We start from the raw sequence: 24095 nt of genomic DNA, 5'->3' as shown, positions 1-24095 counted from the left end.
GTCCAAGCTTCGCCCTGCTGTATTGTTTTCACTTTCTTTAGACGCACCCTTCAACCCAGGCGATAATCATGAAGCAAGCCATTGTCATCCTCTCACTTGCCCTCGTGGCCGCCCTTGTCGGCGTACTGGTCCTGCTCAACGTCAACCGCTCCGCCACCGAAGAGGTCTCCGAGCTGGCCACGCAACAGGCCGAGCTGGAGGCCGCGGCTGCCCGTAAGGCCCAAGCCCAGGCAGAAGCACGCATCGCCGCCGAGTCACGCGCCAAGGCCGCCGAAGAGGCTGCCCGCATGGCTGAGGCTAAAACCGAAAAGGAAATCGCCGAGCGCCAGGCACGTTTTCAGGCCCTGAACGATCAACTGCATAAAGAAGCCCTCGCTCGTGAGGCCGCAGAAAAGCAGGCTGCCGAACTGGCCGCGAAGATGCAGAAGCTTCAGGATCAACTGGAGGCCACCCGCAAGCAGCAGGCCGAGATTGCCGCCCGGCAGGCCGCTCTTGGCTCCAGCCTGACGGAGGAGCAGAAAGCCGTCCTGAAAGACATCGAACGTCGCAAGCTGGAGCTGGAGCAGCTGACCGCACAGACCGAGCTTCTGAAACAGCAGCGCCAGGACTCGATCCAGCGCCAGATCCAACTGGAGGAGACGATCATGCAGGAGGGCGGCACCATCACGATCCCCGGCTATCGGGTTTGGTCCCCGAACTACCGCCCCAGCAGCCAGACCACGCGCACGGTATCCACGGATTAAGCCGTGAGGTCGGGGGCACTCCGCCGACACGCAGGTATGGGCACAAAAAAATCACGGCCCCAAACGGGAGCCGCGATTTAAACCCAAGTACTATACCTAGAAAATTGTTTTAGAAGCTCTTGCCGATGACGCGTTCCTTACCGGCGAGCTTTTCGGCGTCCACGCCGTTGGAGTGGAAAACTCCGAAGACCACACCGCGGTAGTTGGCAGCCGTGACCAGCTCAGGGTCTTCGCCGCGGTTGTTGATCCCACGAGCTACCCAGCCATTTTCGGTCTTGCGGATCAGCTGGTGGCCGACCAGGTCACCGTCGTTGTCGCGGTAGACGACCATCATCCCGGCGCGGAGCTGGTTAAAGGAAGCGCGGTCGATCATCAGGATGCTCTTGCTGTCGTAGTAGGGGAGCATCGAGGTCCCGTCTGCGGGGATCGCCGTCCAGTTGGCATTCATGGCCGCGACGCTCAGGGCGTCATTGTAGGCGTCCGAGGCGCGGACGTCAGAGGCGAGTTCAACTTCAGCACGGGCGGTGAGAGCCGAGAAGAGAACGATCAGGGCGAAGAAAAACGAGGTTGTTACAGGTGTTTTCGTTTTCATGCCTGAAGTATCTCATTTATCTGCGATTTCAGGCATTCGGCCTAGGGCTGATCCTTTACCGCAGGTTCACGGTAATCATACAGTATTCCCGCTGTAGAGGTGATCCGGTGGGTACTGTAGGGGCACTCAGGTGTTTACTGTATTAAGGAGTGGGCTTGCCAAAATACGGCGTATGACTAATCTTGTCGCCATGACTCTCCGGCTCAGTATTCATGCGGGTTTAGCACTGTTTTTAGCTGGTTGCGTAACGGATTCCGGCTCTCAGCCTCCGAGCTCGACGGTGAGCCCCAGCAGTGCCCGCGCTGCCGCCTATAAGGTCGAGCGCCTGGCCAATGGCCGCATGGCCGCCCAGGGCGAGGGCATCTCCATGGCCCCACTATACGGAGACAATACCGTGGTGGTGTTTGATCCGATCGCTTTCGACGACCTCCGAGCCGGGATGGTCGTGCTGTATGAGGCACGGGACGGGCGGCTGATCTGCCACGCGCTTTCACGCAAGATCGGGCGCACGTGGGAGGTCGAGGGCATCAATAACCCCGATGTCGACCCCGAGCGGGTCACCGAGAGTAACCTCAAGGGCGTCGTGTACGCGACCTTCCATAGCTGGGACGCCGCCGTCAGCGTGGGCGGGCGCGGGTAAATGGCTCGATTGAACGCACTCAATACGGGAAAAACCTAATTCCGCTTGCCTTTCATCGGCCGCCATCATGACCTGTCTGGCTGATTTACCGCTAATATAGCCCTGTGATTGCCTACGCTGATTATTCTACTCTTTTACTCATCCTGCTGCTGCTGATCGGTCTTGCCGGTCTGTGTTTCGGGGGAGACTGGCTGGCGCGCGGCGCGGCCTCACTGGCACTCCTGTGGAATATCAACCCCGTGGTGGTCGGGCTGACTATCGTATCCATCGCCACCTCCATGCCGGAGCTGATCACCGCCCTGATGGCGACCGGTCAGGGAAACTCCGACCTCGCCCTCGGTAACATCATCGGCAGCAATCTGGGCAACATCGGGCTCATTCTGGGCGTGGCCGCGATTATCAACCCGGTCAAGATCCAGTGGCGCCTCATCCGGCAGGAGGTCCCCATCCTGTTTGTCGCCACCCTGATTTTCACACTGCTGTGCCTGAGCGGTTACCTCATCGACGGTCACCTCGGCCGTCTTGAGGGTGGAATACTGCTGGCCGGTGCGGCAGCGTACCTGATCTTTCTCGTCCTGCAGGCACGCCGTGCCCAGAAAAACATCCAGGAGGAGTACGCGGAGGAAACGGGTGAGCCGGTCAAGTCCTTCTGGGGCTGTGCAGGCCTGATCACTCTCGGAGGGATCGCCCTGTGGCTGGGCGCGGAGCTGCTCATCGGCAGTGCCGTGGTGCTGGCCGAGCGCATGGAGATCAGTAATGCCCTCATCGGCCTGACGATCGTCGCCATCGGTACCAGTCTGCCCGAGCTTGCCGCCTCTGTCGCCGCTGCCATCCGTGGACAGAGTGACATTATCGCAGGCAATATCGTGGGATCGAATATCTTTAACATGCTGCTGGTCGGCGGTGGCGTTTCCACGATCTTTCCGATTAAAATCGAGGGGCACCTCTTCCTGCTGGAGTACCCCGCGATGATCATCGTAACGATCCTGCTGTGGATGGCGTTCTTCACCAACCGCACGGTGAGCCGACGCGAGGGCGGGTACTTCATCCTGCTGTATGCGCTCATCCTGACGCTCTCAGCGATGGCGCAATAGCGTTGTCCCACCGAGGACACGAAAAGCGGTCCCATCGCCGGACCGCGCACGGATATGTCGGCTTATTCTGACAATCCAACAAACTTATATCATCCAGAAACAGGCCCAGCCGGATAATATAAACACCTCATTCGCATTGCCTTTATGGCCCATAATGATGCGCTATTTCCTATTCTTAACCTTGTTACCTATACGCAACACATAGACGAGACGTTCAGCATGAAAACCTATCGCATATTCCTCCTGGCAATTCTCAGCTTGGCTTTTTGGGCCAATACGACTCGCGCGGAAGTCAAACTTGTCATCAATGAGGTCGACGGTAATGTCGTGGTCACCGGCAGCGGCAGCTTTAACCTGGCCGACCTGTCGTACAAATCGTACATCCCGAAATCGAACCTCTGGCCATCCCTGAAGGCCTCCACATCCGTCATCTATGTCGGGCCCGCCGCGTATACCACTATTGATGTGTATGATGGCATCTTCAGCGGGCCCAGTAGCTTCGGGGATGGCAACTCCTTCATCAGCGTCAACTCCGGCACGGGGGACACATTTGGCTTCGCGCTGGTAACATCTACTCTCTACGTGCCCGAGGACTACGTCTCCGGCGTGGCCCTGAGCGCCACATCAACGTATGAGGACGCCACCCTCAGCAACCTCGGCCTCACCTCCGGCATCTACACCTGGACCTGGGGCAGCGGAGAAAACGCCGACTACCTAGAACTCACCATCGTGCCCGAGCCCGCGACCTACGCCGCTCTGATCGGGGTGCTTTGCCTCGGCCTCGTCGCCTGGCGCCGGAAGTCCAAGGCCTAGGCCCACGGCGCGACCCACTCCCGGCACGCCGGGGGCATCGCGCGGAGCCAGCGCTGAGATTTTCTTGTCCAGACCGCATCCCAGGCATTGACCCGCCGCCGCCCTGCCCTCAATCTCCGGCCCATGCCTGAGGATACGCGCAAACAGGTGCTGGTGTTCCGGCATGGTCAGACCGAGTGGAGCCTGAACGGTAAGCATACCTCTATCTCCGACATAGACCTGACCGATAAGGGCCGCCAGGACGCTGTCGCCCTGCGCCCTATCGTCGCGCAGTGGAAATTTTCACTCGTGCTGTGCAGTCCGCTCAAGCGAGCCCGCGAAACCTGCCAACTCGCCGGACTGGACGAGGTGATGGAAATCGACCCCGATCTGACGGAGTGGAACTACGGCCAGTACGAAGGCATGACCACCGAGGAGATCCGCAAGCAGGTGCCCGGATGGGGCATCTTCAGCCATCCCGTACCCGGCGGAGAAACGCCCGGTGACGTCGCCGCCCGCTGCGACCGTGCCATTAACCGCATCCTGGAAACACCCGGCGATGTCGCTCTTTTTGCCCACGGGCACTACCTGCGGGTATTCGCTGCCCGCTGGCTTAAGCTCGCCCCGGAGCAGGGCGCGCACTTCGTGCTTAACACCGGCTCCCTCAACCGACTCGGCTACGAACACGAAAACCGCGCCATCCTCACCTGGAACGCTCTCCGGCTAGAGCAGCAATGAGGGGCTCCGCCCCTACGGCACTGCGCGCCTACCCCAGCAACAAGCCTACGAATAGAAAAGCGACGCCCCAGTAATCGCTGAGCAGAGCATCTAAACTGGGTGGCCCACATCAGGGGAAAACTCAATAGCGGTCCAGTGTTTGAGCGAAGCTCGGACACTGGACCGAAAGTGCAGGCTTCGCCTGCCGCGCGGTTTGGGCGAGCGCAGCCCCCAAGTCAATGCCAGCGGGTGCAACCCGTCTAGCGGGGTTCACCGGACAGGCTGGCGAGAATGGCCTTCTGGATGTGGAGGCGGTTTTCTGCCTCGTCGAAGACGATGGAGGCGGGGCTGTCGAGGACTTCCTGCGTGACCTCCTGCCCGACGTGGGCGGGCAGACAGTGCATGAAGTACGCGTCCTTGGCGGCCTCGGCCATCACCGCTGAGGTGACGGAGAAGGGCTTCATCTGGGCGAGGCGTGCGGCTTCCTCGGCCTCGTTACCCATGCTCACCCACACATCGGTGTAGACCACATCAGCGCCCTGGGCAGCTTCGCGGGCGTCCGTGGTAAACTTGAAAGTCTCGGGCAGATCAGCCTTCTTGAGCAGCTCGCGCACTTGGTTGCCGGGAGCAAACTCCGTAGGTCCGGCCAGCGTGATCTCCATCCCAAACTGGGCAGCAGAGAGAATCCACGAGTTGGCCATGTTGCAGGCGGTATCCCCGAGGAAGGCGACCTTGCGGCCCTTGAGCGACTCAATGTCAGCCTGGCCATCACCGGGGGTCCAGCGCTCGGCCAGCGTAAACAGATCCGCGTAGAGCTGGCAGGGGTGCGTCAGGTCCGTGAGGGCGTTGACGACAGGAATGGTGCCGGCAGCTGCGAACTCCTCGACCAGGCTGTGATCGTAGCAGCGGATGATCATACCGGACAGGTAGCGTGAAAGCACCCGCGCGGTGTCGGCCACCGTCTCGCCACGGCTCAGCTGGGTATTACCGGCGCTGAGCATCACGGCGTGCGCACCCAGCTCGTTCAGCCCGACCTCAAAGGACACACGCGTACGCGTGCTGTTCTTATAGAAGAGCATCCCCCAGGACTGGCGCTGGAGCAAGGCAGGCGTGTTACGGCCCAGGCGCTTAAACTCGGCGGCGTTCTGGAAAATCACTTCGGCCTCGTCGGCCGAAAAATCGGTCACTTTCAGAAAGTGTTTCATGTGCGGGATGGCTGGTGGAAAACTAAGCTGGGTTATAGTCAGATAAAGCCTCCGTCAGTAGAGCGACGGAGCGGTCGAGATCGTCCATGGTGGCGGTCAAAGGCGGCAGAAGCCGGATCACCTGCCCGGCGGTCGGGATGGCGAGCATGCCCTTCTCCCGCAGAGATTCGATGATCGGAAGGTGGTTCACCTTGAGCACGACGCCCACGAGATAGCCCCGGCCCCGGACTTCCTGCACCAATGCGGGGAACTGCTGCTCCAGCGCCTTGAGCTTGGCGATCCAGATTTGGGAAAATTCGGAGACCTGGGCGAGCAGCCCGTCCGACTCGATCACATCGAGCACGGCATTGGCGCCAGCGCAGACAAGGGGATTTCCCCCGTAGGTCGTCCCGTGTGAACCGGGGTGGAAAAGCGGTGCGTGCTCGTCGCGCATCCAGACAGCGCCGATGGGGATACCCCCGCCCAGGCCCTTGGCCATGGCGATAGCATCCGGCACGATACCGGCCTCTTCGAAGCCGAAGAAGCGGCCCGTCCGTCCCACTCCGCACTGGACCTCGTCCATGAGCATGAGCAGGCCGTGCTTATCGCAGAGCGCCCGCAGCCCCTGAAGGAACTCCGGAGTGGCGGCGTTGACACCGCCCTCGCCCTGGATGGACTCGACGAGAATGGCGGCGGTGGAGTCATCCACCAGCGCCTCAAAGCTGGCCAAATCGTTGTAGGTGCCGACGGCGAAACCGTCCAGCATGGGCCGGAACCCACCCTGGATCTTTTCCTGCGGCGTGGCTGCCATGGCCCCGAATGTCCGCCCGTGGAAGGCCTTAGCGGCGACCAGCACCTTGTAGCGCTTGCCTTCTTCGCCGCACTTGGCCCGTCCGTGGAGCCGGGCGAGCTTGAGCTGGGCCTCGTTGGCCTCGGCTCCGCTGTTACAAAAGAGGACCTTACCCGGCCCGGCATAGCCGCAGAGCCGCTCAGCGAGCCGCCCCTGCCCCGGATGCCGGTACAGGTTACTCACGTGAACCAGCGTCGCGGCCTGCTTCTGCACAGCCTCCACCCAGTGCGGATGGCTGTGGCCGATAGCCGTGACCGCAATCCCCGAGCCGAAATCCAGCAGGCGACGGCCCTCGGAGTCCCACACGTAGGCGCCTTCGCCGCGCGTCAGCGTGCAGGCGGGCGTGCCATAGTTACCGAGTACATACGAGGTGTAGAGCTCGGCGGTGGTGTCCGGGGAGGTTGCGTTCATAGTCGGAGGGTTCTTGATTACTGATTAACGATTTCGGTACCGATACCCTTATCGGTAAAGATTTCCAGCAGGATGCTGTGCGGCTGGCGTCCATCGACGAAGTGCACCCGGTGCACGCCGTTGTGCAGGGCACCGACCGCGCTGTTGACCTTGGGCAGCATGCCCCGCGAGATGGTCCCGTCCTTGGTCAGGGCCTCGACCTCGTCGATATGGAGCGAGGAAATCAGCGTGGAGGGGTCGCTGGGGTCACGGAGTAAGCCAGGGACATCGGAAAGATAGACCAGACGCCGCGCCCGCAGGGCAGAGGCAACCGCAGCGGCAGCCACATCGGCATTGGTGTTGTAAGGGTGGTCCAGCTCGTCCACCGCTATGGGCGAAATAATCGGAGTGTAGCCGTCCGAGATGGCTTTTTTGATCAGCTTGGCCTTCACGTACTGGATCTGCCCGACGAAGCCCAGGTCTACTGGCTGCCCCTCGGGGTCCTTGGAGAGGAGCTTTTCACAGACCAGCACGTTGTTACCGTGCATGCCCAGCGGCTTGCCGCCCCGGGCCTGGATCAGCTCGCAGATGTCGAGGTTGACGACCTGATTGAGCGTCTTTTCGACGATCTCGATCGTCTTCTCGTCGGTCACGCGCAGGCCGTTCCGGAAGACCGGCTCCAGCCCAGCCTCCTCCATGCCCCGCGAGATCGCCTTGCCGCCACCGTGCACGACGACGACGTGAATGCCCACCGCCGCGAGAAAAACAATATCCGTGGCCACGCGAATGCGCACCGCCGGGTCCGGGTCGTCCATGAAGCTGCCGCCGTACTTGACGACAAAGGTCGAGCCCCGGAAGCGAAGGATGTACGGCAGGGCCTCCAGCAGCACCTGGGCCTTGGTCGTGATGTCGATATGGTCGGTCGCGTTCGGCATTATTCGCTCTTGTTAAACTGCACGTAGCCCTCGGACAGATCGGCACTCAGCAGATGGTAGGCCGCAGACCCGAGATTCAGGTTTAAAGTGATGGTAAAGTGTTTCTTCGAGACGGCTTCTTTCCACTGCGGCAGGTTGTCATGCAGCGGAGTCCCCTGATCAATGACCGGGATCTCGTCGTAGAACATGTCGAGCTTCTCCTCAACGAGGCCGATCCGGGCATACCCGGCGGCATCGAGCACCCGCCCCCAGTTGGGGTCGTTCCCGAACCACGACGTCTTGACCAGCAAGGAGTTACCAATAGCCCGTGCCACCTTCTCGGCGGCAGCCTCGGTGGGAGCACCGTTGACGTGGAGGGTGACGACCTTGGTGATCCGCTCGCCGTCGCCGACGATCTTTGCGGCCAGTGACCGGCAGACCTGGCCCAGCGCGTCGCGGAAAGCCACACCAGCCTCGGAGTCAGCCGCATCTACAGCCACACCGCTCTGACCGTTGGCCAGTACGAGCACCGTGTCATTCGTGCTCATGTCGCCGTCCACCGTGATGGAGTTAAAACTCGTCCGCACGGCGCCCGCCAAGGCATCCTGTAGCGCGGCCTTAGAGATCTGCGCATCGGTGGCGACAAAGGCGAGCATCGTAGCCATGTTTGGCTCGATCATGCCAGCGCCCTTGGCCATACCGGAAACGGTCACGGTCTGGCCGTCGACTTCGAAGCGAGCGGTCACAGTCTTCGGCTTAGTGTCAGAGGTCAGAATAGCCCAGGCGGCATCGAGGGAGTGAGCCGAATCCGCCGTGAGCTTGGACACCGCATCGGCGATCCCGGCAGAGATCTTACCCATCGGCAGCGCCCGGCCAATCCGCCCCGTGGAGCAGACAAAGATCTGGTCCGGAGAAATTTTCAGCAGCTCGGCGGCCTTGGCAGCCATGGCCTCACAGTCGTTCCAGCCCTGCACACCGGTGCAGGCGTTAGCGTTACCGCTGTTCGCCACGATGGCGTGAAAGTCTTCCCGCGCGGCCAGCGCAGCCTGGCAGTGCTTCACCGGGGCGGCCTTCACGTCATTAGTGGTAAAGACACCGGCAGCCACCGCGGGCTGCTCAGAAAAAACCACGGCGAGGTCGCGCCGCTGAGCACCCGTCTCACGCACGTCGCAGTGGACGCCCGCCAGTTTAAAGCCTGGCACATCGGCCAAGCCCGGTGAATCATCCGTCAACGTCACTGCGAAGCTCATGGTAGTCAGGGTTTAGAGAAGTCCGTCCGTTTCCTTGAAGCCGAGCCAGAGGTTCATGTTTTGAACCGCCTGGCCGCTGGCGCCTTTGACCACATTGTCCTCGGCGCTGGTGATAACAAAATTTCCGGTCCGCTCGTCGTACACGGCGGACATATCGACCCGGTTCGTACCGCTCACATGCAGCGTGTCCGGGCAGGTGCCACTGGGCAGGATGCCGATGAAGGGCCGACCGGCAAAGGCCTTTTCCCAAGCGGCATAGAGCGCGGCGAGGTCGGGCTTGGCAGCCGGGACGGTGATCGTCGTGGCGATGCCCCGTGCCATCGGTGCCAGGTGCGGGTTAAACTGGATCACGACCGGCTCACCGGCTGCGGCACCGAGCTGCTCCTCGATCTCGGAAAGGTGCCGGTGCTTGGGAAGCCCGTAGGCCTTGGCGCTTTCGTTGCGCTCACAGTAAAGGTACATCTCCGCGACCTTCTTGCCACCGCCACTGACGCCACTCATGGCGTTGACCACGATGCCCTTCGTCGAGACGATCCCCTCCCGCAGCAGCGGCGTGAGCGGAGTGATAATGCTCGTCGGGTAGCAGCCGGGATTAGCGATGAGCGGGGCCTTTTCCCAGCCAGGCTGCGCGACCTCGGGGATGACATAGGCGGCCTGCTCCAGCAGCTCGGGAGCCGGGTGCTTTTGCCCGTAGAACTCCTCGTAGAGCGCGGTCGAGCCGAGCCGGAAGTCTGCGGAGAGGTCGATCACCTTGTGCCCGGCCTTAACCAGCGGCACCGCAAACTCAGCAGCTACCCCGTGCGGCAGGGCGAGGAAGAAAACATCAATATCGTCCCGCGCGGCAAGGGCCACCGGGTCCGAATCAGAGAAAACCAGATCCGCCGGAACCAGGCCCCGAAACTTCGGCATGACCTCGACCAGGGGCTTACCGACGAGCGAGCGCGAGGAAACCAGTGCAAGCTCCACCTGCGGATGCCGCGCAAGCAGCCGCACGAGTTCTTCGCCTGAATATCCGGATGCACCAATGATCGCGGTTTTCATAATTTATTAATGCTGAGAGTGTTGAAAATAAACGAGGCTAATCTCTGGCCTGAGAAACAAAAAGCCCTCCGGGCAAGCGCACACGGAGGGCAGGAAAGCCGAGTCGGTACGCTTACCGCTTGGAGAACTGGAATCGCTTACGGGCGCCCGGCTGACCGGACTTCTTGCGTTCCTTCATGCGGGGGTCACGGGTGATCAGGCCCACCTTCTTGAGGGCCGGACGCAGCTCCGGATTGTACTTTTGCAGGGCGCGGGCGAGGGCGTGGGAAACGGCCCCGGCCTGGCTGACACAACCGCCGCCTTCGACGAGGAATGTGCAGTCCATCTCACCTGACAGTTCAGCCACGTCCAGCGGACGGGTGGCGCGCTTGGCCAGCATTTCAGTCGGGAAATAGGCTTCGAGCGGACGGCCGTTGACGACCAGCTTACCTTCGCCGCGACGGAGGCGGATGCGGGCTACAGAGGTCTTACGCCGACCGACGGCGGTAAAGGTTTCGCTTTCAGTTGCGGTACTCATGGGTCTTAACCTTCAAAGGTGATGGGCTGCTGGGCTTCGTGCGGGTGTTCTTCACCGGCATAGACCTTCAGCTTCTTGATCATGGCGTTGGCGAGCTTGTTGCGGGGGAGCATGCCCTTGACGGCGTGCTCGATGATGAAGGCAGGCTTCTTCTCACGCATGGCGGCGGCGCTACGATAGTACTCGTTACCGAACCAGCCCGTGTGGAACATATACAGCTTCTGCTCTTCTTTCTTACCGGTCAGCTTCACCTTGTCGGCATTAATCACGACGACATAGTCCCCCGCGTCCATGTGCGGAGTGTAGATCGGCTTGTGCCGGCCGCGCAGGAGGTTGGCGATTTTAACCGCCAGACGGCCCAGGGTCTGCCCGGAGGCGTCGACCACGTACCACTTCCTGTCGATATCGGGTTTGGCAAGAGTTGTCTTCATGTTGGGAAAAGCGTGGAAAAATAGACGAGCACCCTCCCCTGTCAATGACTTTCCTGCGCTTTTTGAAAAATAGATGACGAATCAAGAGTCTCCATCCTCATGGAAACCCGTATCCGTCGGCCGGTGCGCAGACTCACTCGGGAAGGAGCGAATCCTGAAAGCGGCCCATCAAGAACACTTCGCCCACCGATGGCAAGCCCCGAAGCGCACCTATCCCAACAAATACCGAGCGAAAGCGGGGATCAAACCTCCAGCGGTATAACCTCGCGCGCCCTTCTATATAGAAGATACCGATATAAGGACAAAGCAACCACTCCCCCATCTCGATCTCCAGGCACAAAAAAGCCCGCGGCGCTAGCCGCGGGCTCGAAAGCTTTATGAGCTCAAACTACGCTTAGTAAGCGAAGCCGACGGAGGCACCCATCCAGATGTTGTTCTGGTTGCCAATGGTCGGAGCATAACCGGTGGTGCCAGTGTAGGCGGTACCGGACTGCGAGTAGTTGGAGTAGCGGACACCAATGGAGGCGCTGACGTTTTCGCTGAAGGCGTAAACGAGGTCGCCGGTCACACCAGCATAGAGGAAGCTGGAGGTACCATTCGTGGCGGAGCTGTCATTCGGGATGCCCATACCGAGGTAAGCACCAACGTCGAAGGAGAAACCTTCAACGGAGACGTACTCGCTCAGGTCGAAGCTGTAACCGATCGAAGCTTCGATGGTCAGGATACCGGAGTCCATCTGGCCGTTAGCATTCTTGGACAGCTGGTCGATCGAGTAGTACACATAGATCGCCGGGCTGAGCAGAACGTCAAACGAAGCACCAACGTAGGGCTCAACGTAGGACATAGCAGTCGAGTTGTTGGCCGGAGCGTTTGCGTACCAGTAGTAGATGAAACCAGCGTCGAGGGTGACCATGTCGGTGATCGGGTAAGCGTAACCGGCATAGATGTCGATTTCGTTGTCGTTACCCATCGGGCCCTTGTTGGTGATCGGGAGGTTGGTCCAGATACCGGCGTACAGATCGCCGCCAACAACCGGGAAGCCGAATTCGAGGCTCGGCTGGAAGGAATCATATTCCAGCTTCACGCCACGGAAGACGTACTGGGATTCATATGCGAAGGAGCTCGTGATCGAAAGGTCTTCGATGGAATCACCCGTCTGCGCAAACAGACCGGACGTACCCATCGCCCCAACGATCGCCAGAGTTGCAATCAGTTTCTTCATTGTATTGAGTTTGTTTAGGTTATTTTTGAGCAGTAAATTAGCTCAGGGGCCATTCTCGCTAAATTTCGTTCAAATAATCAAGCAGTTTTTTTACATTTAAATCAGTCTGAAAAGCACCCCATAATCAGCCACAAACACCTTACTAAAAACGACTTAACAAGCCATGCAATCCCCTACAGAAGTCACATCTCCCTCTCGGCATGAAAAAATGCTGTTAAAAATGCTATTCTGGGCTGCCTTTTTAGGCTTTACCGGTGTCGCCCTGGGAGCCTTTGGAGCCCATGCTCTCAAGGACCTCCTCGCTGAGCGCGGGATGACCGCCAACTGGCACACTGCCGTCAAATATCAGCTCGTCCACGCGGTCTCCTTGTTAGCGCTGGCCAGCTGGCTGCGCGCCGGGCGCTCGTGCTGCGGAGCCGCCCGCTGGACGGCCCGGCTGTGGGTCACGGGCGTGCTGCTTTTCAGCGGCTCCCTTTACCTGCTCACCACGGTGGGCTGGAAATGGCTGGGCCCGGTCACTCCTCTGGGCGGGCTTTGCCTGCTGGGGGGCTGGATCGCCTTGGGAGCTTCCGCGTTTATAGATTTGAAAAAACCGGCAAACACGAAATAGTAACTGAGAAAGCATCAACGCCTTTACCAACCTCTCAAATTAATCACCAACACCCTAATCTATGGAATCCAAGACTGCTACCAGCCAACTCGAGCAGCTAAAGCAATTCACGAAGGTCGTAGCCGATACCGGCGACTTTTCCTCCATGAAGGCTTACAAGCCGCAGGACGCCACGACCAACCCGTCCCTGATTTTCAAGGCCGTCCAGATGGACGAATACGCACCGCTGCTGAAAAAGGCTATCGCCGAGGTTAAAGAGCTCGGCCTCAGCGGCGACGCCGAGGTAAAGACGATCGTTGACCACCTGCTGGTGCTCTTTGGCTGCGAGATTCTGCAGATCGTCCCCGGCCGCGTCTCCACCGAGGTTGATGCCCGTCTGTCCTTTGATACCGACGCCACCGTCGCCAAGGCCCGCGAAATCATCAAGCTCTACGAAGGCAAGGGTATCTCCCGTGACCGTATCCTGATCAAGATCGCCTCGACCTGGGAGGGCATCAAGGCCGCCGAAATCGTGAAGGCCGACGGCATCCACTGTAACATGACCCTGCTCTTCTCCATGGCTCAGGCCATCGCCTGCGCCGAGGCAAAGGCCCAGCTCATCTCGCCCTTTGTCGGCCGCATCATGGACTGGTACAAGGCCAAAACCGGCGAAACCTACACCGGCGAGAACGATCCCGGCGTGAAGTCCGTCCAGGCCATTTACACCTACTACAAGAAGTTCGGCTACAAGACCGAAGTCATGGGTGCCAGCTTCCGCAATACGGACGAAATCACCGAGCTGGCCGGCTGCGACCTGCTCACCATCAGCCCGAATCTCCTGAAGGACCTCTCCGAGTCTGACGCACCGGTCGAGCGCAAGCTCAGCCCCGAGGCCTCCGCCAAGGCCGACGTCGAAAAGATCGACATGGACGAGAAGACCTTCCGCTGGATGCTGAACGAAGACGCCATGGCCACCGAAAAGCTGGCCGACGGCATCCGCCTCTTCGCCGCCGACATCAACAAGCTCGAAGCCATTATCGCCAAGAGCCTGTAAGCTCAGGCAAACAGCGCTTTTTTACACTAGCCCGCAGCCCTAAAAGCTGCGGGCTTTTTTGCGCCAAAGCCCTTGAGTGCTGCCAAGCGCAAGAGCCACCCCTGAACAAATCATGAATTCGCAGTTTACAATTGAGCAGATCATCATAAGCTCAAAATCGGGTCTCTTGCCCCCTATTCTCCTGTAGCTATGAAGAAAGTTTTGGTCATCGAGGATCAGGTCGTCCTCCGAGAGTTCATCTGCCGCCTCCTCCAAGATTACCCCGCCCTTGAGCTCACAGAAGCCTGTGGTGACGGGCAGGAGGGCTGGAAGGCGTATGAACGCCTGCAACCCGAGCTGGTGATTCTCGACGTTTTCCTGCCCGGCCTCAACGGCGTCGAGATCCTGCGCCGCCTCAAGCGCGACAACCCGGACATCCTCGTACTGGGCTTTTCAGCGTTCCCCAACCGCCGCATCGTTAAAGAAATGATCGAGGCCGGTGCCGATGGGCTCGTGCAGAAGTCAGAGGGGCTCGAAGTGCTGGAAAAAGCCATCGATATGGTCGCCAACGGCCAGACCTTCTACAGCCCGAATGTCTCCAGCATGCTCAAGCACATCATGCTCAACCCTGACCAGGCCGACTCCATGGCAGGGCTCAGCGGCCGCGAAAAGGAGATCCTGCAGCTGATCGCCGAGAGCAACTCCAACAAGGAGATCGCCGACAAGCTGCACATCAGCGTCAAGACTGCCGAGACCCACCGCAACAACATCATGCGCAAGCTCGACATCCACGACGCTGTCGGCCTCACCCGCTACGCCATCGAAAACGGCCTCATCAGCAGCACCACCTTTGAGTAGTCAGGGCTCAGCTGGTCCCACTGGACCAGCATGTATCCTGCACTTTCGATGCCGCGCATTACGTTGGCGTTTACTGAAGGCACATGCAGCCCTTTGGGCGGGTCGCGTCAGGAGAGACTTCAATAGCGGTTCAGTGCTTGAGCGAAGCTCGGGCACTGAACCGAAAGTGCAGGCTTTGCCTGCCGCGGGGTCTGGGGGCGTGAAGCCCCCAGCGTCCTTCTTACTCCTCCAGCAACTCCAGGGCATCCGCGCCGACACGGTCAGCCAGCAGGCGGCCCTCGGGGGTGAGGCGGAGAGAGTTCCCTTCCAGCAGAGCTAGCCCCTCGGCCACGAGCGTCTGTGCCCAGGGGCGAACGGCTGACAGGTCAATATCCGGCCAGTCGGCTTCGAGCTTGGCGAGGTCTACCCCGGCGTTCATGCGCAGCCCAAAGATCAGCGTATCGGTAGCCAGAATGGAGGGCGTTAAGTCTACCTCATCTACACGCGCAGGGAGGCCCTTTTCGATGCCGGCCAGCCACTGGTCGAGGTTGGCGACATTCGCGAAGCGTCGCCCGCCGAGCTGCGAGGCTGCAGACGGGCCCAGGCCGACCCACTCGGTCATTTTCCACGTATTTAAATTATGGATACAGGCGTGGCCGGGGCGGGCGAAGTTCGACACCTCGTACTGGGCGTAGCCGGCGGCCTCCAGTGTTTCCCAGCTAAGCTGGTAAAGCTCGGCCTCTTGAGGCACATCGCGCCGGAGTTTGCCCTCGGAGAGCTTGACCCACAGTGCGGTGTCCTCCTCAAAGGTCAGGCAATAGGTCGAGATGTGCTCTGGGGCGAGCCGGATCGCCTCGTTCAGGTCCGCCAGCCACTGCTCGCGGCTCTGGCCCGGCAGCGCAAACATCAGGTCGAGGTTGATATTGTCAAAGCCCGCCTCGCGCAGCGTTTCCCAGGCCCGGTATATCTGGTTAGCGCGGTGTTGGCGTCCGAGCTTGTCCAGCAGGGCGTCGTCAAAACTCTGCACGCCCATGGAGATGCGGTTGACACCGATCTCGCGCAGGGCTGCGGCCTTGTCGGGCTTGACGGCGGAGGGGGCCATCTCAACCGACCACTCCCTGGGCGGCCCCGGCAGTTGCTTGAGCAGCGTCTCCCCCAGCCGCCGCAGATCCTCCGCCGGGAGAAGGCCGGGCGTACCTCCGCCCCAGAAAATCGTTTCGACCGGGCGTCCGGTTAGCATGGCAGCGGCTTCACTGGCCACGCCTTCGAGGTAGCGGTCGATATCTCCACGCCGAGGCGCCTCTTGATAAAAGGCACAAAAATCACAGGCCCGCGCGCAAAAAGGCACGTGGACGTAGAGGCCGAGGGGCGTTAAAGGACCCGAGGGTTTTGCTTGCAGGCTCACAAAAAGCTCTATTGGCTAAGCGCTTCTCCATGAGCAAGGCAAAGTTTCTTTTCCTCCCGCTGCTCTCACTTGCGGCGTTCCTCGTCGGGTGTGGCCCGACCATCACGAACCTGACCAGCAATCCGGTCCCGCAAAACCCGTCGGGTATTTACGAGATTAGCATGTCCGTCGAAAACATGGACAACTCGCTGATCAAAAAGAGCTTCAAGCCCTACGTGGTCATCGACGGCGAAGCCCGTCCCATGACCGGCAGCGAGGTTGGCCAGGGTATTTACAAGTACAACTACCCCATGCCGGAGAACCGCAATGCGGCCCGCTACTATTTTATCCTGGACTACCAGACGGACTTCAAGGGCGACATCAAGGACAAGCAGGTCCAAAGCGGCAAGGTCTACACCCTCGCCCTGACCAATCGCTACGTCATCACGCTTGAGGCCTACCGTGGTCCGGTCGGCTCCAGCATCCCGGTCGTTGGCCGCGGCTTCAGCAAGTTCGACAAAATCGTGATCGGCGGCTTCGAAGCAGACACGACCTACTACTCCCCCACCGCCCTGAGCTTTATCGTTCCGCCGCTGCCCGCCGGTGACTCCTACCGCGTCGAGCTCGCCAGTGGCACCGGCCTGATGCCGGTCGGTAACTTCCAGGTCGACCCGGCCCTGCTGACTGTCAGCCGCAACAATCTCTCCCTCTCCACCGGCCAGAAGGCCGTCATCGTCGTCGGTATCGGCTTCGCTGCCCCGCAGGGTGGCCTGCCGATCGAAGTCACCACCGATGTGCCCGAGAGCGTGATCATGCCTGAGGTCGCAATCCCCGCCGGGGCCAAGACCGTCAGCATCCCGATCGAGGGCGGTATGCCCGGCTCCGGTATGCTCTACATTTCCGCTCCTGGCTTCTCCGAGGCAAAGATCCCGGTCAACGTGCTCGGCGCAGTGATCGAAAGCACCTCGGTGGACATCATCGAGCCTGCCGGTGCCGATGGCCCCGTCATTGTTGACGAGCAGCAGGAAGTCATCGAGATCGAATAACACAAACGCTCGACGTTTGATCCGATTGAGGGGCTTCGCCCCTACGGCACTGCGTGCCTACCCCACAGGTTACACCTGCTGGCATTTGGGGAGGTGCGTGACCGCGCTCGACACTCATGGGACTCCGCCCGTGCGTGACCGCACTGGACAATCATGGGGCTCCGCCCCATCGCTCACTGCGTTCGCTGCCCCGTGCGCCATCAGCTGGGTAAGAGGAGTTCGTGTGCATCGGCATCAACTACCGTTGCCCATGCTCCTTCAGAAGGAGTACCACCGGGTGTAACCCGGCCATGCCTCCGCGTTGGCGGAGGCATCAGTGATGCGTAAGCATCACAGGTCCAGGACTTTGTCCTGGTGGAGTCTGGCTTTAGGCTTCCTGGAAGACGCCCATCTTGCGGAACTTGCCGTAGCGGCCGTCGAGCATCTTGTCCATCGACAGACCGCTGACCTCCTCAAGCTGGCGGGCCAACACAGCACGCAGGCTCTCGCCGGCAGATGCCGGATCCGTATGAGCACCGCCGAGCGGTTCTTCGACGATCTCGTCCACGATGCCGAGCTCCAGGAGCTTATCCGCCGTGATCTTGAGTGCTTCGGCCGCACGGGCCGAGTGGGAGCGGTCCTTCCAGAGGATAGCCGCACAGCCTTCGGGCGAAATAACAGAGTAGTAGGCGTTCTGGAGGATAAGTACGCGGTCCGCCACAGCGATACCGAGCGCGCCGCCAGAGCCACCCTCACCGATAACGGTGGCGATGATCGGCACCCGCAGGTTGCTCATTTCGCGGATGTTTACGGCGATAGCTTCGGCCACATGCCGCTCCTCAGCGCCGACACCCGGATAGGCTCCGGGGGTGTCGATCAGGCAGAACACGGGCATGCCAAACTTTTCGGCCATCTTCATCAGGCGGAGGGCCTTGCGGTAGCCTTCGGGATTCGGGCAGCCAAAGTTACGGGCGAGATTCTCCTTGGTCGTGCGGCCCTTTTGCTGGCCGATGACCATTACCGGGCGCCCCTCAAAGGTGGCGGTGCCACCTACGATCGCGCGGTCGTCGCGGAACTGCCGGTCCCCATGCAGCTCCTGAAAGTCCTCAAACAGCAGGCCGATGTAGTCCAGCGAGTAGGGCCGCTGCGGATGGCGGGCGAGCTGGACCTTCTGCCAGGGCGTCAGCTCTGCATGGATGCGCTTCTTGGTCTCGGTGATTTTATCCTCAATGGCGCGGATCTCTGCCGAGACGTCCATCTGGCTCTCCGTCGAGCTTTTACGCAGTTCCTCCAGCTGATCGCGGAGGAGCTGGATCGGTTTTTCAAAGTCCAGGGTGAAAGTGGCTTTACTCATAAGGCAGAAAGGAGCGCTTCTTTACGCTTAAGGATGATTCTGAAAAGGAAATGGGCGTTTTTAAAACACAAAAATCAAGCCAATCCGGGGTCTTCGCCGTCCGAGTTCAGCTCGTCCTTCCAGCCCAGGGTGCGGGCTTTGGCGGCGAAATGCTCGGCCATTTTTTTATCCCCCTTGTGCATCCAGATGCGGGAGAGGCTGGTGTTGATGTGGATGTCCTCGGGCTTGAGCTCGAAGGCGCGAGTGGCTGCCTCCAGTGCCTGATCGTAGTCTTCCAGCGAGGCGTGGACCTCTGTCAGTGCGTGCCAGGCCTCGAAGCATTCGGGTGCTTCATCGACAGCCCGGCGCAGCTTGCGCAGGGCTTCGTCATTGTCTCCCAGTGTAAAATCAAAGGTGGCTTCTTCGACGAGAGAGATCGGGTCACGGGAGGGTTCGTTCTGTTGTTGCGGCATACCTTTAACTTGGAAATAGTGTATATTGACGCATGCAGCCGCGTTTTACAAACGCTTTTCCCGATCCTCGACATGCCCCCGCCGACGCGCCCCTGGCCGTCGGGGGGGACCTCTCCGTGCTGCGCCTCATCGAAGCCTACAGCCGGGGCATTTTCCCGTGGTACAATGCCGGTGAGCCGATTCTGTGGTGGAGCCCTGACCCGCGCTTTGTGCTGCTGCCACGTGAGCTGAAGGTCTCCCACTCCCTGAAGAAGGAACTGAAGAAAGACTGCTGGGAGGTCACATTCGACCAGGCCTTCGGGCAAGTCATCCGCGGCTGTGCTCATGCCAACCGCCCCGGTCAGGACGGGACCTGGATCGTGGACGAGATGATCAAAGCCTACCATGAGCTGCATGCGGCCGGCTACGCTCACAGCGTAGAGTGCTGGCACGAGGGGAAGCTGGCTGGCGGCCTCTACGGAGTCAGCCTCGGGGCCGCGTTCTTTGGGGAGAGCATGTTTCACCGCGTCCCCAATGCCTCCAAGGTCGCCTTTGTCGGGCTGGTCGAGCGTTTACGGCAGTGGGAGTTTCAACTCATCGACTGCCAGCAGCCCACGCGCTACCTGGCCAGCTTTGGGGCGACCTGCTGGCCCCGGGAGCTATTTCTGCGGACACTGGGCAACGCCGTCTCTGCCCCGACAAGGATGGGCAAATGGTAGCCCGACACCGCCCTATCTCAGGAAAAACCCGGAGGGCGCATAGGGAGTCCCCGCATGGCTTTGATCTTGCCCAGCAATAAGATGCGTGGTTTAACACTAACTCTGCATGGCGGAATATTACATCAGGGAAGTTGATTCTGAAGAAGCCCGGGGGCCCTTTACCCTCGAGCGTCTCGGAGACCTGATTGAGGCCGGGCGCGCCAGCCCGCAAACCCTCTACTACGACGAGGGGCAAGACGACTGGTTCCCCCTGTCCGAGAACGAAGCCTTCCACCCCATCCTGAACAAGGAGGCAAAGCGTATCCAACTGCGCAGGACCGACACCTCATCGCAGTCCGCTCCCCCTCCTGCCTCTGCGGCCAAGGAGCCGCCCCCCGTCACCGTCGATGATATGCTCGCCGCCGCCGAGGGTACCTCCAAGGAGACACGCTATCTCCGAGCCCGGCAAAAGCGCATGAACATAGCCGCCTCGCTCTCACTGCCCGCTCTGGCCGTGATGATGTTACTCTGTGTTTTTACCGACATTTATCCGTACTGGGATACGGTCCAGCTCATATACAGCGAACGCGACTGGGCCCTGCTGCTTGAGTATCCGATGCTCATCCTAGGGCTGGTGGATGTATTTTTCTTCATCTGCTGCATCCTGTCGGCCACGGATGTGTTCCCGCTCCTGCGCGTGCGTGCCATGCTGGGGCTTGGATTTTTCACCTATATTTTCTGGTCTTGGGGCGAGCTTCCCCAGAGCCTCGCCGTCGCGCTGGGATCTTTTTCGATCTACGTGTGTACCGCCACTCTGAACCTGTACGCGATGGTCGCCTTCGCAGCGTTGGGGATCGCCAGCTTTGGCGCCCTGGCCATCATGAATTTCTTCTAAACCGCGCTAACGCCCTTAAAGGCCCTGCCGATGTCGAACGACAAGCCTCAGAAGCCCTCACGCCTCGCCCAGGCTTTCACTAAGGCGAAAGACTGGATCGTCTCCGTCCCGCACCTGATCGGGAACGAGATCTGGCAGGCCGAGAAAGTCGACGACAAGAGCCTCCGTGGCTCGGGCTTTGCCGTGCTGCGGGTCCTCTCCATCACCTGGGAAGGTGTCTTGCGGAACCTCATCCCCAGTCAGGCAGGCGCACTCAGCTACTATACACTGATCGCAATCGGCCCCCTGTTGGCCATCGTCATCATGGTCTCGGGCTTTGTCCTCAAAGGCGACGACGCCGAAGATGTCATTGTCGATAATCTGACCAAGCTCATTTATTTCGTAGCTCCCCCGGCCGAACAGGCAGCACGTCTGGAGCTCGATGCCTATGAACCCGAGGCCGACGGAAAGGAAATCGCGCTCAAGCAGGAGGACGGAGACTCGGAAAAAGTATCCGTAGACCCCCGCGTGGTGGAGTTCCTCAAGGGCGTGGTGCGCAATGCGCGCTCGGGCTCACTCGGTTTGGTCGGCTCGCTTGTGCTGATCTGGCTCAGCGTCCAACTGCTCTCCACGATCGAGAAAACCTTTAACCAGATATGGGGGGTGAGGCAGGCCCGCAGCATCGTCCAGCGGATCGTCTTTTACTGGACGTTAATCAGCCTCGGCACAGTCCTGGGCTTTACCTCGGTCAGCCTCGGTGTGTACGGGCGCATCGCCCAGCAGTTCGACCACATCCCGCTCGGCTACCTTTTCAAGGACTCGTTTCTGTGGCTCGCGCCCCTGTGGACCTTCATCAGCGTCGTCGCCCTCGTAGCCATCTTTAACCGCTTTATCCCGAATACCCACGTGCGCTGGAAGCCCGCTTTCCTCGGGGCATTGGTCGTCACCCTCCTGCTCAATGCCAGCAAATGGCTGAGCTTTGTCTACGTGGGCTTCGTCATCCGGCAGGGCAGCCTGCTGGGGGTTGTGAGCTTTCTGCCGATTTTCCTGTTCGGGCTATGGTTGTTCTGGGTCATTCTGCTGCTGGGCGGACAGCTCTCCTTTGCCATCCAGAACGTCAATAACCTGACCAATCAGCGCGCGTGGGAAAACGTCAGCCTGCGCACCCGGGAAACGCTTTCGCTCGTCGCACTGCTGCTGGTCTCCCGTCGCTTCGACGAGTGCCAAAAAGCCTACAGCGCCGATGAACTGGCGGACAAAATCCGCGTGCCCGGTAACATCCTCAACGAGTGTCTGACCCAACTGGTAGACATCGGCTACCTCAGCCCGGTTGAAAACGAGACCGGCTCCCGCGAAGAATCCTCCCGCTACCAGCCAGCCCGCCCGCTGGAGCGCATCACTCTGGGCGACTTTAAGAACCGGCTGGAAACCCGCGGTAACAATGAAGGCGTGGACCTGATCAAGTACTCCGACTCCGTGCTCAATGCTTACGAGGAAAAGCTCCTGGACTACTCCTCCACCGAGTCCGGCAGCAAAAGCCTCAAAGAGCTTTTCGCCGCGGGTGGCACCCGCTAGCACTGAGGGGCTCTGCCCCTACGGCGCTGCGTGCCTACCCCGAGAGTTTTTACTGCGCAGGCGGAGTTCGCGTGAATGGGCGTCAACCGCCGTTGCCCAGACCGACGCTCCAGGTCAAGGCCCCAGTCCCCCGGGTGCAACCCGGCCATGACTCCGCCTAAGCGGAGGCCTCAATGCCGCTCCAGCCGGAGTGCGGGTTGCATCCGGCGCTTCGCCGTTGACACGGGGGCAGCGGCCAGCCACGCTGGCGCGTTTCGATCACTTTACTTTTTAGCACCCACCATGATCTCCTGGATTCAGACCATCATTCAGCGCCACCACAAATGGTTCTTTGGCGCACTGCTCATCGTTATCATTGTCGCCTTCGTCTTTACGGTAGGGGCCGTGCCCGGTATCGGCAGCCCGAACCGCTCCGAATACCCCCGCGACTTCCTGGGATTCAACCTCTCCTCCGATCAAGTCAATCAGGACCTCGCCCGTGGCGTCGAGATGAGCTACATCCTATCCGGCCGCAACCCGCAGAGCGTCAACCTCGAAGATGCCATGAAGCAGCGTGCCGTCATGCTCTACGTAGCCAACACCTTGGAGATCCCCTCCCCCGGCGACAAACAGGTGGCCCAGTACATCCAGAGCCTCCCGGCCTTCACCGATCCGCAGACCGGCCAGTTCAGCAACAACGTTTACACCACCTTCCTGGATAACGTCTCCAACTCCTCCCGCTACAGCGAGCAGGTCGTGGCTGACATCATCGCTCAGGACTGGCGCATCCAGCGCGCCGCCGAAGCCGTCTCCGGCCCCGGCTATGTCCTTTCCTACCTCGCGGAGCAGCAAGAGGCTCAGGCCCGCACCTCCTGGTCCGTCGAAACCGCCGTCATGTCCTCCGAGGGCTTCCAGACCGTCGTTGATGTCAAAGACGACGAACTCCAGACCTACTTTGAGCAGGCCGGTGAGCGCTACAAGCTCCCCGCCCAGATGACCCTGAACTACGTTTTCTTCCCGGCCAGTGAATATGCCGCCAAGGTCCCCGAACCGACCGAAGAGCAGCTCGAGGCCTACTATATCCGCAACATCTCCCAGTGGGAGAAAACCGAAGATGGAGCTGCCAAGCCCTTCGAAGATGTGAGCGACGCCGTGGCTAAAGCCTGGAGCCAGCCCCAGGCCGTCAATATGGCCACCGAAGCGGCCAGCCAGCTCACTGTTGATATTTACAAAGCCTACACCGCCAAGAAGATCGCCTCTGGCGAGCAGGCTCTGCTCGATTTCGTTAAAAATGGCGGCTACATCGTGAAGGCCACTCCGGCCTTTGGTGGCCAGGAGCTCCCCAAGGACTTCCCCCTCCCCCTCAAAGCCGTCCAGGCCGGTGCGTCCCTCAATGACCGCCGCCTCTACAGCGACGCCATCCCCGGCCCCGAGGGTGCCTATGTCGTCTTCCGCGGCGAGCTGATCCCGGCCAAGATGCCCAAGCTTGAGGACGTCCGCGAATCTGTCGTGGCCGACTACAAAACCGCCAAGACCAGCGAAGCCTTTACCGCGTTCGGCGAGAAGATCCACAACGAACTTCAGCAGACCGTGGACAAGGGCGACTCCTTCACCGCCGTGGCCCGCAAGAACGGCTTCGAGGTCAAGAGCTACGAAGACTTCACGCTCATGTCCCCGCCTAAGGACCTGCCCCAGTACTACTTCTACTCCTTCATGGACATGGATCAGGGCCAGGTATCTCCCATGCTGCGCGTGGGCCCCGAGAGCGTTTTCATCTACGTCAAAAAGAAGGAAACCCCGGACGTGACCAGCGACCCTGACGCCCTCAAGGAAGCCACCGACACCATCGGCTACTACTTCGCAGGCGCCACTGCCCAGAGCATCATCCGTGATCTCGTCGCGGTCGGTGACAAGATGGCCACCCCCGAGGAGTTCTAAG

At 60.2% G+C, this 24095-nt stretch carries 25 protein-coding genes; 13 read left to right on the top strand and 12 right to left on the bottom strand.

Annotated features, from left to right (window positions below; genetic code table 11):
- Positions 1 to 68 precede the first annotated feature (68 nt).
- On the top strand, positions 69 to 743 hold the full coding sequence (locus K0V07_RS05975) for a hypothetical protein (RefSeq protein ID WP_220623628.1): 675 nt from the start codon (positions 69 to 71) through the stop codon (positions 741 to 743).
- Between the two features lie 109 nt (positions 744 to 852).
- On the opposite strand, the gene K0V07_RS05970 is transcribed toward K0V07_RS05975, so the two are convergent.
- Positions 853 to 1335 (bottom strand): S24/S26 family peptidase, encoded by a 483-nt coding sequence (locus tag K0V07_RS05970; RefSeq protein WP_220623627.1) that lies wholly within the window; start codon positions 1333 to 1335, stop codon positions 853 to 855.
- 172 nt (positions 1336 to 1507) lie between these two features.
- Between K0V07_RS05970 and K0V07_RS05965 the strand changes: the two genes are divergently transcribed.
- The 4 genes from K0V07_RS05965 to K0V07_RS05950 all read left to right on the top strand — a co-directional run bounded on the left by K0V07_RS05965 (position 1508) and on the right by K0V07_RS05950 (position 4599).
- Positions 1508 to 1975: a S24/S26 family peptidase gene (locus K0V07_RS05965; protein WP_220623626.1), complete on the top strand. Its 468-nt coding sequence runs from the start codon at positions 1508 to 1510 to the stop codon at positions 1973 to 1975.
- Positions 1976 to 2079: 104 nt separating this feature from the next.
- Positions 2080 to 3069, top strand: a complete 990-nt coding sequence (locus K0V07_RS05960; protein ID WP_220623625.1) for a calcium/sodium antiporter — start codon at positions 2080 to 2082, stop codon at positions 3067 to 3069.
- 219 nt (positions 3070 to 3288) lie between these two features.
- Positions 3289 to 3882: a PEP-CTERM sorting domain-containing protein gene (locus K0V07_RS05955; RefSeq protein ID WP_220623624.1), complete on the top strand. Its 594-nt coding sequence runs from the start codon at positions 3289 to 3291 to the stop codon at positions 3880 to 3882.
- Positions 3883 to 4005: 123 nt separating this feature from the next.
- Positions 4006 to 4599 (top strand): histidine phosphatase family protein, encoded by a 594-nt coding sequence (locus K0V07_RS05950; RefSeq protein ID WP_220623623.1) that lies wholly within the window; start codon positions 4006 to 4008, stop codon positions 4597 to 4599.
- A 239-nt stretch (positions 4600 to 4838) separates the two neighbouring features.
- Here the strand turns inward: K0V07_RS05950 and argF are convergent, their stop codons facing one another.
- The 8 genes from argF to K0V07_RS05910 all read right to left on the bottom strand — a co-directional run bounded on the left by argF (position 4839) and on the right by K0V07_RS05910 (position 12377).
- The gene (gene argF, locus K0V07_RS05945; protein WP_220623622.1) at positions 4839 to 5783 is read right to left on the bottom strand and encodes an ornithine carbamoyltransferase; all 945 of its coding nucleotides are present in this window, start codon (positions 5781 to 5783) and stop codon (positions 4839 to 4841) included.
- Between the two features lie 22 nt (positions 5784 to 5805).
- On the bottom strand, positions 5806 to 7023 hold the full coding sequence (locus K0V07_RS05940; RefSeq protein ID WP_220623621.1) for an aspartate aminotransferase family protein: 1218 nt from the start codon (positions 7021 to 7023) through the stop codon (positions 5806 to 5808).
- 17 nt (positions 7024 to 7040) lie between these two features.
- The gene (gene argB, locus K0V07_RS05935) at positions 7041 to 7937 is read right to left on the bottom strand and encodes an acetylglutamate kinase (RefSeq protein ID WP_220623620.1); all 897 of its coding nucleotides are present in this window, start codon (positions 7935 to 7937) and stop codon (positions 7041 to 7043) included.
- Complete coding sequence (gene argJ / locus K0V07_RS05930) at positions 7937 to 9166, bottom strand: bifunctional glutamate N-acetyltransferase/amino-acid acetyltransferase ArgJ (RefSeq protein ID WP_220623619.1); 1230 nt, start codon at positions 9164 to 9166, stop codon at positions 7937 to 7939. Before argJ ends, argB begins: the two co-directional genes overlap by 1 nt.
- Positions 9167 to 9178: 12 nt before the next feature.
- On the bottom strand, positions 9179 to 10207 hold the full coding sequence (gene argC / locus K0V07_RS05925; RefSeq protein ID WP_220623618.1) for an N-acetyl-gamma-glutamyl-phosphate reductase: 1029 nt from the start codon (positions 10205 to 10207) through the stop codon (positions 9179 to 9181).
- A gap of 112 nt (positions 10208 to 10319) precedes the next feature.
- Positions 10320 to 10724 (bottom strand): 30S ribosomal protein S9, encoded by a 405-nt coding sequence (gene rpsI, locus K0V07_RS05920; RefSeq protein WP_220623617.1) that lies wholly within the window; start codon positions 10722 to 10724, stop codon positions 10320 to 10322.
- 5 nt (positions 10725 to 10729) lie between these two features.
- The gene (gene rplM, locus K0V07_RS05915; protein WP_220623616.1) at positions 10730 to 11155 is read right to left on the bottom strand and encodes a 50S ribosomal protein L13; all 426 of its coding nucleotides are present in this window, start codon (positions 11153 to 11155) and stop codon (positions 10730 to 10732) included.
- Positions 11156 to 11549: 394 nt separating this feature from the next.
- Positions 11550 to 12377, bottom strand: coding sequence for a TorF family putative porin (locus K0V07_RS05910; protein WP_220623615.1), 828 nt, complete (start codon positions 12375 to 12377; stop codon positions 11550 to 11552).
- Between the two features lie 208 nt (positions 12378 to 12585).
- Between K0V07_RS05910 and K0V07_RS05905 the strand changes: the two genes are divergently transcribed.
- The 3 genes from K0V07_RS05905 (at position 12586) to K0V07_RS05895 (ending at position 14857) form a co-directional block, all read left to right on the top strand.
- Positions 12586 to 12987 (top strand): DUF423 domain-containing protein, encoded by a 402-nt coding sequence (locus tag K0V07_RS05905; protein WP_345778161.1) that lies wholly within the window; start codon positions 12586 to 12588, stop codon positions 12985 to 12987.
- 61 nt (positions 12988 to 13048) lie between these two features.
- The gene (tal, locus tag K0V07_RS05900; protein ID WP_220623613.1) at positions 13049 to 14020 is read left to right on the top strand and encodes a transaldolase; all 972 of its coding nucleotides are present in this window, start codon (positions 13049 to 13051) and stop codon (positions 14018 to 14020) included.
- Positions 14021 to 14209: 189 nt separating this feature from the next.
- On the top strand, positions 14210 to 14857 hold the full coding sequence (locus K0V07_RS05895) for a response regulator transcription factor (RefSeq protein ID WP_220623612.1): 648 nt from the start codon (positions 14210 to 14212) through the stop codon (positions 14855 to 14857).
- 220 nt (positions 14858 to 15077) lie between these two features.
- Here the strand turns inward: K0V07_RS05895 and hemW are convergent, their stop codons facing one another.
- Complete coding sequence (gene hemW, locus K0V07_RS05890) at positions 15078 to 16241, bottom strand: radical SAM family heme chaperone HemW (protein WP_255568164.1); 1164 nt, start codon at positions 16239 to 16241, stop codon at positions 15078 to 15080.
- 29 nt (positions 16242 to 16270) lie between these two features.
- Between hemW and K0V07_RS05885 the strand changes: the two genes are divergently transcribed.
- On the top strand, positions 16271 to 17266 hold the full coding sequence (locus K0V07_RS05885) for an IPT/TIG domain-containing protein (RefSeq protein WP_220623611.1): 996 nt from the start codon (positions 16271 to 16273) through the stop codon (positions 17264 to 17266).
- Positions 17267 to 17633: 367 nt separating this feature from the next.
- Here the strand turns inward: K0V07_RS05885 and K0V07_RS05880 are convergent, their stop codons facing one another.
- Together K0V07_RS05880 and K0V07_RS05875 are read right to left on the bottom strand one after the other, a co-directional pair.
- Positions 17634 to 18599 carry an acetyl-CoA carboxylase carboxyltransferase subunit alpha gene (locus K0V07_RS05880; protein ID WP_220623610.1) on the bottom strand — a complete coding sequence of 322 codons (966 nt, stop codon included), beginning with the start codon at positions 18597 to 18599 and terminating at the stop codon, positions 17634 to 17636.
- Between the two features lie 74 nt (positions 18600 to 18673).
- Complete coding sequence (locus K0V07_RS05875; protein ID WP_220623609.1) at positions 18674 to 19051, bottom strand: tetratricopeptide repeat protein; 378 nt, start codon at positions 19049 to 19051, stop codon at positions 18674 to 18676.
- Positions 19052 to 19083: 32 nt separating this feature from the next.
- On the opposite strand from K0V07_RS05875, the gene aat reads away from it, so the two are divergent.
- The 4 genes from aat to K0V07_RS05855 all read left to right on the top strand — a co-directional run bounded on the left by aat (position 19084) and on the right by K0V07_RS05855 (position 24094).
- Positions 19084 to 19749: a leucyl/phenylalanyl-tRNA--protein transferase gene (aat, locus tag K0V07_RS05870; RefSeq protein WP_220623608.1), complete on the top strand. Its 666-nt coding sequence runs from the start codon at positions 19084 to 19086 to the stop codon at positions 19747 to 19749.
- A 106-nt stretch (positions 19750 to 19855) separates the two neighbouring features.
- Positions 19856 to 20623 (top strand): DUF4339 domain-containing protein, encoded by a 768-nt coding sequence (locus tag K0V07_RS05865; protein WP_220623607.1) that lies wholly within the window; start codon positions 19856 to 19858, stop codon positions 20621 to 20623.
- 30 nt (positions 20624 to 20653) lie between these two features.
- Positions 20654 to 22177, top strand: a complete 1524-nt coding sequence (locus K0V07_RS05860; protein WP_220623606.1) for a YihY/virulence factor BrkB family protein — start codon at positions 20654 to 20656, stop codon at positions 22175 to 22177.
- 282 nt (positions 22178 to 22459) lie between these two features.
- The gene (locus tag K0V07_RS05855) at positions 22460 to 24094 is read left to right on the top strand and encodes a peptidyl-prolyl cis-trans isomerase (protein ID WP_220623605.1); all 1635 of its coding nucleotides are present in this window, start codon (positions 22460 to 22462) and stop codon (positions 24092 to 24094) included.
- Position 24095: the final 1 nt, after the last annotated feature.

The sequence above is a fragment of the Ruficoccus sp. ZRK36 genome (assembly GCF_019603315.1).
In the GTDB taxonomy this organism is placed as follows: Bacteria; Verrucomicrobiota; Verrucomicrobiia; order Opitutales; family Cerasicoccaceae; genus Ruficoccus.
The sequence above is the reverse complement of the archived record's forward strand: the minus strand, read 5'-3'. Positions and strand labels throughout refer to the sequence as shown.